Raw genomic sequence first — 11766 nt, forward strand, 5'->3', positions numbered from 1 at the left:
TGTGCGGGCGAAGGTTATGATAGCGCTAACCAATTCATCCCGAGACCATGGTTGCTGCGTGTAAACCCGCAGATGGCCGAGAGAAACACCGAAATCCAAGGCAGGCCCTGGCCTGTTTTTTTTGCAAGATCATGGATAGCGCTATCCGAACAACCAAACCCGAACGCAATCCCCAGGCGCTGGTCGTCATGGGGGTCTCCGGCTGCGGCAAGTCCAGCGTGGGCCAGTCGCTGGCGCATGCCCTGGGCTGGACGCTGCATGAAGGGGATGCCTACCACGCCGAGGAAAGCATTCGCAAGATGCAGTCCGGCACGCCCTTGACCGACGAAGACCGCAGCGGCTGGCTGGACACGCTGGCGCGCCTGCTGGACTCGGCCATTGCAACGCCCGGGCCCGGTGTGGTGCTGACCTGCTCGGCGCTCAAGCGCAAATACCGTGATCGCCTGCGCGATGCCGGCCCGAGCGGTACGGTGGGCTTCGTCTTCCTGGACCTGGGCTACGACACCGCGCTGCAGCGTGTGCAGGGCCGCTCCGGGCATTTTTTCTCGCCGGAACTCGTGGCCAACCAGTTTGCGACCCTGGAGCGCCCCGAGGGTGAGGGCGCCGTGCTCTGCGTGGATGCCACGCTGCCGCTGACCGAGATCGTGCAACGCACCCAATCGTGGCTGGGCCGGCCCCATGCACTGACCACCTAACAACATAAACACAACATCAGGAGACCCCACATGCAAACCGATTCCCCCGCAGCCGGCCCCAAGCCGCGCCTTCAGCGGCTGGCCGAGGCGCTGATGGTGCTGGCGCTGGCCGGCATGGTCATTGCCGTCTTCGTCAATGTGGTGCTGCGCTATGTGTTTCACACCAGCATCGTGTCGTACGAGGAGATCTCGCGCCTGCTCTTTGTCTGGCTGGTGGCCATTGGTGCCATCGTCGCTGCCTTCGAAGGCAGTCACCTGGGTTTCGATCTGGTGACCTCGCGCGTGGGACCCGCTGCACGCAAGCTGCTGTTCTGGCTGTCGCAGCTGCTGGTGCTGGCATGCATGGGCCTGCTGCTGTCGGGCTCCTGGGACCAGGTCCAGGCCGGGCTGAACAGTTTCAGCACGGTGCTCGGCTACCCGCTGGCGCTGGGCGCGGCGGCCACCCTGGTGCTGGCCGTGGGCCTGATCGTGGTGACCTTGCGCGACCTGCGCCGCGGTGCGCCGGCTGACAACCATGCCGAGACTTCGGTCGAGTAAGGAGTACACACCATGGTTGTGACCCTGATCTTTCTGGCGGTGCTGATCGGCGGCATGGTGATCGGCATGCCGATCGCCCAGGCGCTGGTGCTCACGGGCGTGGCGCTGATGTGGCACCTGGATTTCTTCGATTCGCAGTTGCTTGCGCAGAATCTGCAGGCCGGTTTCGACAACTTTCCGCTGCTGGCCGTGCCTTTCTTCATCCTGGCGGGCGAGTTGATGAATGCGGGCGGTCTGTCGCGCCGCATCATCGACCTGGCGCGCGCCTATGTGGGCCATATCCGAGGTGGTCTGGGTTATGTGGCCATCGGCGCGGCGGTGTTACTGGCCTCGATGAGCGGCTCGGCCATCGCCGACACCGCCGCGCTGGCCACCATTCTGCTGCCCATGATGCGGGACCAGAAGTACCCCGACAGCTACAGCGCCGGGCTGCTGGCATCGGGCGGCATCATCGCGCCCATCATCCCGCCGTCCATGCCTTTTGTGATCTATGGCGTGACCACCAACACCTCGATCAGCAAGCTGTTCCTGTCCGGGGTGGTGCCGGGTCTGATCATGGGCCTGTTCCTGATCTTTGCCTGGTGGTCCATTGCCCGCAAATATGACCTGTCGCGGGGCCCGCGCATGCCCTGGGGGCTGCGCCTGAAGGCCTTGGCCCAGAGCTTCTGGGCCATGATGATGCCGGTCATCATCCTGGGTGGTCTCAAGGGCGGGGTGTTCACCCCCACCGAAGCGGCCGTGGTGGCCGCGGTCTATGCGCTGTTCGTGTCCATGGTGATCTACCGCGAAATGACCTGGGGCCGGCTGTACGCCGTCTTCCTGGCCGCGGCCAAGACCACGGCCGTGGTGATGTTCCTGTGCGGCGCGGCCACGGTGACGGCTTACATGATCACGCTGGCGGACCTGCCCAATATGCTGGCAGACAGTTTCTCCGGCCTGCTGGGCAATCCGGTGCTGTTCATGGCCACCATGATGCTGTTCCTGCTGGTGGTGGGCACCGCCATGGACCTGACGCCGACCATCCTGATCTTCGGCCCCGTCTGTGCGCCGCTGGCGGTCAAGGCCGGAATCGATCCCATCTACTTCGGCTTCATGTTCATCTACGTGGGCTGTATCGGCCTGATCACCCCGCCCGTGGGCACGGTGCAGAACGTGGTTGCGGGTGTGGGCCGGTTGCGCATGGAGACCGTGATCAAAGGCACCAACCCGTTCCTGATGGTCTACGTGCTGCTGGCCGTGCTTTTTGTGCTTTTCCCCCAAATCATCCTGGCCCCGTTGCGCTGGATGCATTGACGACGTCTTTCCCGTGTCACCAACGACCTATAACCCAAGGAGATGAACATGCGTATTCCGTTTGCACTGGCCAGCCTGATGGCCGCTGTCACCACGCTGGCCGCTACCGGCCAGGCCCTGGCCCAGGACTTCAAGCCGCGCATCGTGCGCTTCGGCTATGGCCTGGTCGATGATTCCAACCAGGGGCGCGCCGTGCGCTTCTTCGCCAAGGAGGTGGAGAAAGCAACGGGTGGCAAGATGAAGGTGCGGGCGATCGGCAATGCCTCGCTGGGCTCGGACACGCAGATGCAGCAGGCGCTGATCGGCGGGGCGCAGGAGATGATGGTCGGCTCCACGGCCACGCTGGTCGGTCTGTCGCCGGAGATGGCGGTGTGGGACACGCCTTTCCTGTTCAGCAACGCCAAGGAGGCTGACGTGGTGCTCGACGGTCCGGTGGGCGAAAAGGTCAAGGCCACGCTGGAGCCTAAGGGCATGGTGGGCCTGGTGTACTGGGAGAACGGTTTCCGCAATCTCACCAACAACAAGCGCCCGATTGCCAAGCTGGAAGACCTGGCCGACGTCAAGCTGCGTGTGATGCAGAACAATGTGTTCCTCGACAGCTTCAAAGCACTGGGCGCCAATGCCGTGCCGCTGCCGTTCTCCGAGCTGTTCACGGCGCTGGAAACCAAAGCCGTTGACGGCCAGGAAAATCCGTTCAACACCGTGCTGTCCAGCAAGTTCTACGAAGTGCAGAAGTACCTGACGGTCTCCAACCACGTCTACAGCCCCTGGATCGTCACTGTCAGCAAGAAGTGGTGGGACACCCTGAGCGCCGCCGAAAAGAAGGTGCTGCAGGACGCGGCCATCAAGAGCCGCGAGTTCGAGCGCAAGGACACCCGCGAGGAGGCGGCCAAGGCCCTGGCGGACATCAAGGCCAAGGGCATGCAGGTCAACGAACTGCCTGCAGCGGAAGCCGGCCGCATGCGCGACAAGCTCACGGCGGTGAACACCGGTATCGCCAAGACCGTGGGCCAAGGCACCTGGGACGAGGTGCAGGCTGCCGTCAAGCAGGCACGCGCCGCCAAGTAAGGCGCACCGGGTGTTCCGGGACACGGCAGGGGGCCGTGTCCTGGACGCCCCATGAACCAGAGAAGAGGCGCCACCGAGCGCATCGCAGGAACCACGCATGAGCACTATCCACCCCATCGTCGACCAGGTCACGCGCCGCATCCGTGCGCGCAGCGCCGCGTCGCGCGCCGCCTACCTTGAACAGGTGGACGCCATGGCCGCCAGGCCGCCAGGCGCCCAATCCATGGGCTGTGCCAATGTGGCCCATGCCTTTGCCGGCATTCCCGGCCGTGACCGCATCCGCATCGTGGAGGAAAAGGCGCCCAACGTCGCCATCGTCACGGCCTACAACGACGTGCTGTCGGCCCATGCGCCGCTGGCACATTATCCGGAGGTCCTTAAGGACGAGGCCCGCAGACTGGGTGCCACGGCCCAGGTGGCGGGCGGCGTGCCCGCGATGTGCGATGGCGTGACCCAGGGGGCACCGGGCATGGAGCTGAGTCTGTTCAGCCGGGATGCCATTGCCATGGGCGCGGCCATCGCGCTGTCCCACGATGTGTTCGATGCGGCGCTAATGCTGGGTGTCTGCGACAAGATCGTGCCGGGGCTGTTGATCGGCGCCCTGCATTTTGGCCACCTGCCGACGGTTTTCGTGCCGGCGGGTCCCATGACATCAGGCCTGTCCAATGGCGACAAGGCCAAGGTGCGGGAGCAGGCGGCCCAGGGCCTGGTGGGTCGCAAAGAGTTGCTGGCTGCCGAATCGGCTGCCTACCACGGCGAGGGTACCTGCACCTTCTACGGTACCGCCAACAGCAATCAGATGCTGCTGGAAGCCATGGGGCTGCATGTGCCGGGCACGGCCTTCATCAACCCAGGCGATGACCAGCGTGAACTGCTCACCCGCGAAGCCATGCGTACGGTGCTGGACATCACCAAGAACCGGCGCTTTGCACCCATCGGCCATGTGGTGGACGAGCGCTGCATCGTCAATGCCATGGTGGCCCTGCTGGCCACGGGCGGGTCGACCAACCACCTGATCCACTGGGTGGCGGTGGCGCGTGCGGCGGGCATCACCATCGACTGGGACGATTTTTCCGACCTGTCGGCGGTCGTGCCGCTGCTGGCGCGCGTCTATCCCAATGGCAGCGCCGATGTGAACCAGTTCCAGGCCGCAGGTGGGCCGGGCTATGTGATTGGTCAGCTGCTCCAGGCCGGGCTGATGCATGGCGATGTGCTGACCGTGCGCGGGCCGGGCCTGAAGGCGTTTGCCTGCATTCCCACCGTGCAGGCCGGGCAGCTGGCATGGCACGAGGCCGCCGTGTCCGGTGACCTGTCCGTGCTGCGTCCCGCCAGTGCACCGTTCAGTGCCACCGGCGGCTTGAAGCTGCTGTCCGGCAACCTGGGGCGTAGCGTGATCAAGGTCAGCGCCGTGCCGGAGGACCGCCATGTGATCGAGGCGCCTGCACGCGTGTTCGATTCACAGGACGATTTGCAGCAGGCCTTCAAGGCCGGCGAGCTGGACCGCGACGTGGTCTGCGTGGTGCGCTGGCAGGGGCCGCGCGCCAACGGCATGCCCGAGCTGCACAAGCTCACGCCACCGCTGGCCGTGCTCCAGGGCAAGGGCTACCAGGTGGCCCTGGTGACCGACGGCCGCATGAGCGGCGCATCGGGCAAGGTGCCCGCTGCCATCCATGTCTCACCCGAAGCCTGTGTGGGCGGTCCGCTGGCACGCCTGCGTGACGGCGATCTGGTGCGCCTGGACGCAGTGGCCGGCACGCTGGCCGTGCTGGTGAGCGAAGAACAATGGCAGCAGCGCACCGCTGCCACCCTGCCGCCGGCATTGCGGCAGGCCAATGGCCGGGGATTCGGCCGTGAGCTGTTTGCCGGATTCCGGCGCCATGCGCTCAGCGCAGAAGAGGGAGCCTGCACATGGATCAACAACGACTGACCGCCTTGGAGCTGATGCAGGATGGCCCTGTCATTCCGGTCATCGTGCTGAACGACCCGGCCCATGCCGTACCCATGGCCCAGGCCCTGGTCGCGGGCGGGGTGCGTGTGCTGGAAGTCACATTGCGCACGCCCCAGGGCCTGTCCTGCATCGAGGCGATTGCGCGTGCGGTGCCGGAGGCCATTGTGGGCGCCGGCACAGTGCGCAGCGCGGGCGATGCGCAGGCCTGTGCGAATGCGGGTGCGCGTTTTGCGGTCAGTCCGGGCTATACCAGTGCGCTGGGCCGGGCCTGCCAGGAGCTCCGGCTGCCGCTGTTGCCCGGAGTGGCCACCAGCGGCGAAATCATGGCCGCCCAGGCCGATGGTTTCAACGAACTGAAATTCTTCCCCGCCGTGCAGGCAGGTGGCTCGGCCATGCTCAAAGCCTGGCAGGGGCCGTTTGGCGATGTGCGTTTTTGCCCCACGGGCGGTATTTCGCAGGGCAATGCACGGGAGTTTCTTGCACTGAAGAACGTGGTCTGCGTCGGCGGCTCCTGGCTGGTGCCGGTGGAGGCGATGGAGCAGGGCGACTGGAGTCGCATCACTGCGCTGGCCCGCGAGGCGGTGGCTCTGCGCGCTGTCTGAGCGACCCGCGCTGCCCGAGCTGCCCGAGCTGCCTGTCCGCGCCTTGGCAGCGCCCGCCTGCACAGAGACGGCAGCAGCCGGTCGCTATAAAGATCGCCAAGGCGTGGGATTGCGCTTACAGTGTGCTGCCCGGTTGGGCAACAGCTGTCTGGTGATTGATGTATGCACACTTTCCCCGCCTTCAAAAGCGACCTGCTGCAAGTGGCCCTGGAGCAGTCGTTCAACGCCGTCATGATCACCAATGCCGAACGCGGCGGCGGCGGACCTGTGATCGTGTACTGCAATGCGGCGCTGTGCGCGATGACGGGGTATTCCGAGGCTGAGCTGCTGGGCCAGTCCCCGCGCATGCTGCAAGGGCCGGCGACCGACCGGGCGGTGCTGGACAGGCTGCGCCATTGCCTGGAGCAGGGCCTGTTCTTCGAAGGGGCCGCTATCAACTACCGCAAGAACGGCGAGGCCTACCATCTGGAGTGGAACATCTCGCCGGTACGCGATGGGGCCGGAGAGATCCGCTATTTTGTCTCGGTACAGCGCGATGTCTCGGAGCGGGTGCAGGCGGACCAAGAGCGCAATCTGCTGGCGCAGGCCTTGAATGCATCGAACGACGCCATCCTGATCACCGATGATACATGGACCATCGTGTACGCGAACCAGGCCTGCGAGGCCTTGACGGGCTATGCCCGCAGCGAGCTGCTGGGGCAAAGCCCCATGCTGCTGCGCTCGGGCATGCACGAGCCGGGGTTTTATGAAGCGCTGCAAGCCTGCCTGCTGCGGGGTGAGGGTTTTCGCGGCACCTTCATCAACCGCCACAAGAACGGCAGCCTGTACTACGCCGAGCAGAGCATTGCCGCCTTGCACAACAGCGCAGGCAAGATCAGCCACTATGTAGGGGTTTCCAAAGACATCACGCCGCAGGTGCAGCGCGAGACGGTTTTGCGCGAGCAGGCCTCACGCGACAAGCTGACGGGCTTGCTGAACCGGCATGCCGGTGAGTATGAACTGCAGCATTGCCAGATGCATGCACTGGCGTCCGGTCAGGGCTTTGGCGTGATTCTGGGCGACCTGGACCATTTCAAGCGCATCAATGACAGCTGGGGCCATCGCACCGGCGACCTGGTGCTGAAAAGTGTGGCAGCGGTGCTGCTGCAGTCGGTGCGCAGCACGGACTATGTGGTGCGCTGGGGCGGGGAGGAGTTTCTGGTGATCCTGCCGGATGTGACGCTGGAGATGGCGCAGGAGCTGGCCGAACGTATACGGAGCTCCGTCCAGGGGTACTCGGTGCCGAATGCGGGGCATTGCAGCATTTCCCTGGGGGTTGGGGTCTGGCAGCTGGGCGAGGCGGAAGAGTCCCTGCTGCAGCGCATTGATGCGGCGCTGTATGCGTCCAAGGAGCGCGGCCGCAATCGGGTCACAATGGCCGCGCAGGGCGGGGGGGCTGAAGCCCGTGACACCTCCGGTGCAGCCCGAAGAGACCTGCACACGTTGAGTACAGGTCGCTGGCTTGCAACGGACAGGGGTACGCAGCCGCACAGCCCCGTGCTGCAGACATGAAAAAAGGAGCTTGAAGCTCCTTTTTCTTGGGAAGGCCTGACGGGCAGACTGCCTGTACGGATCAGCTTTGCGGTGCCAGGGCTGCGACGGCGTTGCTGTCTTGCGTTTCCACGCGGCGGGCACCGTTGAAGCGGGTTGCCCAGTACTTGCTTTCCATGCTTTCGACGCGCACCGATGCACCGGTGCGGGGAGCGTGGATGAATTTACCTTCGCCCACGTAGATGCCCACATGGCTGAATGCGCGGCGCATGGTGTTGAAGAACACCAGATCGCCCGGCTTCAGGTCTTGTTTCTTGATGGTGGCGGTGGCGGCGGCCTGTTCGTCGGAGCGACGGGGCAGGGTCAGACCGGCTGTCTTCTGGTAGATGGCACGGACAAAGCCGCTGCAATCGAAGCCGGTGTCTTCCGAGGTGCCGCCACGGCGGTAAGGCACACCGATCAAGCCCATGGCGGTGGTCAGCAGCTGGCTGGTCTTGTCCGCGACCTGGTGGCCGGCGTTCTGGATCTGCGACACAAAGCCGCGCTGCGACATAAAACGGCCCAGTTCATCGGAACTGGCACTGTCTGAGGCAGGGGCGGCGTGTGCGCCGACACCGGCACAGGCGAGTAGGAGGACAGGCAACCACTTGGACATGGGGGCAGAGGGTAACACGAATGTTGCATGCCAACAGGCATAAAAGTCATGATTCGACGCCTGCACATCTGTTTTTGATATGAAACAAGCTGGAATCGACACGAAATTCAGTGGGGATAAGCAATCTGCATGCCCGCAAAATCTGCATGGGAATACGGCGGAGGGGACGCCTGCAGCAGCGCTGCGCGGCGAGCTGCGACAATCGGGCCATCGCTGAAGCGCTAGAGCGCTTCATACGCATACCTATATAGAGAGTGAAAGAAGGAAGAACCATGCTGCTTGATGCCGACGACTGCCAACTGGTGCTGGTGGACTACCAGGAGAAGCTGATGCCCGTGATCCACGAGCACGCCCTGGTCACCGCCAACGCCGTGCGCCTGGCCCAGCTGGCACGGCTGATGGAGGTGCCGGTGTTCGGCACCGAACAAAACCCCAGCCGCCTGGGCGGCAATGTGCCTGCCGTGCGGGAGCTGTGCGACCGTACGCTGCAGAAGATGAGTTTCAGCGCCGTGCCTGATGGCCTGCTTGACTGGCTGCGCCCGCCCGTCAAGCCCCAGCAAGGCCGCAATGCGCGCAGCCTGCCCAAGCACCTGCAAAAGCCGGTCCAGACACAGCCGGAGATGGAGCGCAGCACCATTGTCATCGCCGGCTGCGAAGCCCATGTCTGTCTGATGCAGACCGCATTGGAGCTGCTGGAAGAAGAAATGGATGTGTGGGTGGTGACCGATGCCTGCAGCTCGCGCACCGAGCGCAACCGCGATGCCGCCTTTGACCGCTTGGCCGGTGCTGGCGCCGAACTGGTGACCACAGAGATGGTGGCATTCGAGTGGCTGCGCAGCTGCGAGCACCCGGCGTTCAAGGACATGCTGGCGCTGGTCAAGTAAGACCCATCGCAGGGCAGTCGCCAAGACCCGGCGGTGCCGCCGCTGCCTGCACACCAGACCGCCCCGAGGGGCGGTTTTTTTATGTCCGTGGTGATGGGCGCATCGCAAGCCGCCGAGGCTGTACGGTTTTGGGGCGCGGACCACCCATGGTGGATCGTCTCCTATCCCCGGCTGAAGTAACAGGGGAAGCGGGGAGCGGACAGGGGGCCGCGCTGGATTCGCTGCGGTGGTGGCTTTCTGCGCCTATCGGTGGGCGTGTCAGTTGGCTGCAAGAGGGGGTTCTCATAATTATGAATGCAGAACTACAGGTCGCCTGGTGCAGGCGGCATCCGAAGCAGGAGACAACAACCATGACCACGTTTGCAGATTTCCACGCCCGCTCGATTTCCGACTCCGAGCGCAATGCCTTCTGGGCCGAACAGGCCAAGCTGGTGGACTGGAAAATTGCCCCCACCGAAGTGGTGGACTACAGCAACCCGCCGTTTGCGCGCTGGTTTCCCGATGGCGTGACCAATCTGTGCCACAACGCGCTGGACCGCCATCTTCCGGCGCTCCAGGACCAGCCCGCGCTGATTGCCATTTCCACCGAAACCGATACCGAGCGCACCTACACCTATGGCGAACTGCATGCCGAGGTGCAGCGCATGGCGGCGGTGCTGCAGTCGTTCGGCGTGCAAAAGGGCGACCGCGTACAGATCTACATGCCCATGGTGGCCGAGGCCGTGTTTGCCATGCTGGCCAGCGTGCGCCTGGGGGCCATCCACTCGGTGGTGTTCGGCGGCTTTGCCTCGGGTTCCCTGGCCTCGCGCATTGACGACGCCCAGCCCAAGGTCATTGTCAGCACCGATGCCGGTTCGCGCGGCGGCCGTGTGGTGGCCTACAAGCCGCTGCTGGACGAGGCGCTGCAGCTGAGCAGCCACAAGCCCGGCGCCGTGCTGATGGTCAACCGCGGTCTGGCCCCCATGCAGATGCAGGCCGGCCGCGACCACGACTGGGCCGCGCTGCGTGCCTTGCACCTGGATGCCCAGGTTCCCTGCACCTGGGTGCAGTCCACCGACCCCAGCTACATCCTGTACACCAGCGGCACCACCGGCAAGCCCAAGGGGGTGCAGCGCGACACCGGCGGCTACACCGTGGCCCTGGCGTCCAGCATGGACCACATCTTCCATGGCAAGCCGGGCGATACCTATTTCTGCACCAGCGACATCGGCTGGGTGGTGGGGCACAGCTACATCATCTACGCCCCGCTGATTGCCGGCATGGCCACGGTGCTGTACGAAGGCCTGCCGGTGCGCCCGGACGCCGGTATCTGGTGGAGCATTGTCGAGAAGTACAAGGTCACGCACATGTTCTCGGCGCCCACGGCCATCCGGGTGCTCAAGAAGCAGGATCCTTCCTTCCTGACCAAGTACGACCTGTCCAGCCTGCAGGCGCTGTGGCTGGCCGGCGAGCCGCTGGACGAGCCCACGGCACAGTGGATCAGCAGTGCCATCGGCGTGCCCATTGTGGACAATTACTGGCAGACCGAGACCGGCTGGCCCATCATGACGCTGTGCAACGGCGTGGAAAAGCAGGCCAGCCGCTTTGGCAGCCCCGGCAAGGCGGTGTACGGCTACAACGTCAAGCTGATCGATGAGGCCACGGGCCAGGAGCTGACCGGTGCCAACGAAAAGGGCGTGCTGGCCATCGAAGGCCCGCTGCCGCCGGGCTGCCTGCAGACCGTGTGGGGCGACGACGAGCGCTTTGTGAACACCTACTGGAAGAGCATTCCCGGCCGCATGGTCTACAGCACCTTCGACTGGGGGATCCGCGATGCCGACGGCTATTACTTCATTCTGGGGCGCACCGATGACGTGATCAATGTGGCCGGGCACCGCCTGGGCACCCGGGAGATCGAGGAGAGCATCTCCGGCCATCCGGCGATCGCCGAAGTGGCCGTGGTGGGGGTGGCCGACAAGCTCAAGGGTCAGGCTGCCATGGCCTTTGCCGTGGTGCGCGACCCGCGCAGCGTGGAAACCGCTGAGCAGCGCAGCAAGCTGGAAGCCGAGGTGATGAAGCAGGTGGACGGCCAGCTGGGGGCCGTGGCCCGCCCGTCGCGCGTGTTGTTTGTCACCACCTTGCCCAAGACGCGCAGCGGCAAGCTGCTGCGCCGCGCGCTGCAGGCCGTGGCCGAAAATCGCGACCCGGGCGATCTGACCACCATGGAAGACCCGGGCGCACTGCAGCAGGTCAAGGAACTGGTCCTGCAGGGCTGAAGTCCGCTTGCGCTCTGGCGTTGCCTGCGATGCCTTGCCAGCCCCGGGCACTGCGCCCGGGGCTTTTTTGTCCCGGCGCATCGCGCTTCACCTGCTGGCGGTGTGCGTGGACTCTGCCGGCAGGCGTGCAAAGGGCACGGCCTGGGAGAGCTGGGGGCCGCTGGCGTCCATGGCGCCAGCGTAGCGCGTTGTGCGTGGGGGAAGCGCGCCGGCCATCCACTCTGCAGTATGCAGGCGCACGATGCCATTCTCAATTGCGGTTGCAGCGCAGTCTTGCCACCGCTTGCCGGTCCATGCGC

10 protein-coding genes are annotated in these 11766 nt (G+C 64.8%); 9 read left to right on the forward strand and 1 reads right to left on the reverse strand.

Translation table 11 applies throughout. The annotated features are described in order from the left end of the window. The first annotated feature begins 131 nt into the window (after nucleotides 1–131). The 7 genes from KW830_RS03945 (at nucleotide 132) to KW830_RS03975 (ending at nucleotide 7694) form a co-directional block, all read left to right on the forward strand. The gene (locus KW830_RS03945) at nucleotides 132–695 is read left to right on the forward strand and encodes a gluconokinase (RefSeq protein ID WP_218332208.1); all 564 of its coding nucleotides are present in this window, start codon (nucleotides 132–134) and stop codon (nucleotides 693–695) included. A gap of 30 nt (nucleotides 696–725) precedes the next feature. After that, a complete protein-coding gene (locus KW830_RS03950) occupies nucleotides 726–1232 on the forward strand; it encodes a TRAP transporter small permease (protein ID WP_218332209.1) in 507 nt (168 codons plus the stop codon). A gap of 12 nt (nucleotides 1233–1244) precedes the next feature. Beyond that, nucleotides 1245–2525, forward strand: a complete 1281-nt coding sequence (locus KW830_RS03955; protein ID WP_218332210.1) for a TRAP transporter large permease — start codon at nucleotides 1245–1247, stop codon at nucleotides 2523–2525. Nucleotides 2526–2573: 48 nt separating this feature from the next. After that, nucleotides 2574–3593: a TRAP transporter substrate-binding protein gene (locus KW830_RS03960; RefSeq protein ID WP_066533298.1), complete on the forward strand. Its 1020-nt coding sequence runs from the start codon at nucleotides 2574–2576 to the stop codon at nucleotides 3591–3593. Between the two features lie 97 nt (nucleotides 3594–3690). Further along, entirely contained in the window at nucleotides 3691–5520 is a 1830-nt protein-coding gene (edd, locus tag KW830_RS03965) for a phosphogluconate dehydratase (protein ID WP_218332211.1), read from the forward strand. Continuing rightward, nucleotides 5502–6143, forward strand: a complete 642-nt coding sequence (locus KW830_RS03970; RefSeq protein ID WP_066532082.1) for a bifunctional 4-hydroxy-2-oxoglutarate aldolase/2-dehydro-3-deoxy-phosphogluconate aldolase — start codon at nucleotides 5502–5504, stop codon at nucleotides 6141–6143. Before edd ends, KW830_RS03970 begins: the two co-directional genes overlap by 19 nt. 162 nt (nucleotides 6144–6305) lie before the next feature. Further along, a complete protein-coding gene (locus KW830_RS03975; protein ID WP_083520179.1) occupies nucleotides 6306–7694 on the forward strand; it encodes a sensor domain-containing diguanylate cyclase in 1389 nt (462 codons plus the stop codon). Between the two features lie 61 nt (nucleotides 7695–7755). Here the strand turns inward: KW830_RS03975 and KW830_RS03980 are convergent, their stop codons facing one another. Further along, entirely contained in the window at nucleotides 7756–8328 is a 573-nt protein-coding gene (locus KW830_RS03980; protein ID WP_066532079.1) for a C40 family peptidase, read from the reverse strand. 272 nt (nucleotides 8329–8600) lie between these two features. Here KW830_RS03980 and KW830_RS03985 point away from each other — a divergent pair, with 272 nt between their 5' ends. Together KW830_RS03985 and KW830_RS03990 are read left to right on the forward strand one after the other, a co-directional pair. Beyond that, entirely contained in the window at nucleotides 8601–9212 is a 612-nt protein-coding gene (locus KW830_RS03985; RefSeq protein ID WP_066532077.1) for an isochorismatase family protein, read from the forward strand. A gap of 290 nt (nucleotides 9213–9502) precedes the next feature. Beyond that, nucleotides 9503–11467: a propionate--CoA ligase gene (locus tag KW830_RS03990; RefSeq protein WP_083520178.1), complete on the forward strand. Its 1965-nt coding sequence runs from the start codon at nucleotides 9503–9505 to the stop codon at nucleotides 11465–11467. Nucleotides 11468–11766 lie beyond the last annotated feature (299 nt).

The sequence above is a fragment of the Comamonas sp. CMM03 genome, assembly GCF_019218715.1.
Lineage (GTDB): Bacteria > Pseudomonadota > Gammaproteobacteria > Burkholderiales > Burkholderiaceae_C > Comamonas > Comamonas terrigena.

What these genes read in the sequence shown, in the direction of transcription:
- edd (WP_218332211.1), top strand. Translation starts at nt 3,691, where the DNA reads ATGAGCACTATCCACCCCATCGTCGACCAGGTCACGCGCCGCATCCGT.
- KW830_RS03970 (WP_066532082.1), top strand. Translation starts at nt 5,502, where the DNA reads ATGGATCAACAACGACTGACCGCCTTGGAGCTGATGCAGGATGGCCCT.
- KW830_RS03985 (WP_066532077.1), top strand. Translation starts at nt 8,601, where the DNA reads ATGCTGCTTGATGCCGACGACTGCCAACTGGTGCTGGTGGACTACCAG.
- KW830_RS03945 (WP_218332208.1), top strand. Translation starts at nt 132, where the DNA reads ATGGATAGCGCTATCCGAACAACCAAACCCGAACGCAATCCCCAGGCG.
- KW830_RS03950 (WP_218332209.1), top strand. Translation starts at nt 726, where the DNA reads ATGCAAACCGATTCCCCCGCAGCCGGCCCCAAGCCGCGCCTTCAGCGG.
- KW830_RS03960 (WP_066533298.1), top strand. Translation starts at nt 2,574, where the DNA reads ATGCGTATTCCGTTTGCACTGGCCAGCCTGATGGCCGCTGTCACCACG.
- KW830_RS03975 (WP_083520179.1), top strand. Translation starts at nt 6,306, where the DNA reads ATGCACACTTTCCCCGCCTTCAAAAGCGACCTGCTGCAAGTGGCCCTG.
- KW830_RS03955 (WP_218332210.1), top strand. Translation starts at nt 1,245, where the DNA reads ATGGTTGTGACCCTGATCTTTCTGGCGGTGCTGATCGGCGGCATGGTG.
- KW830_RS03990 (WP_083520178.1), top strand. Translation starts at nt 9,503, where the DNA reads ATGAATGCAGAACTACAGGTCGCCTGGTGCAGGCGGCATCCGAAGCAG.
- KW830_RS03980 (WP_066532079.1), bottom strand. Translation starts at nt 8,328, where the DNA reads ATGTCCAAGTGGTTGCCTGTCCTCCTACTCGCCTGTGCCGGTGTCGGC.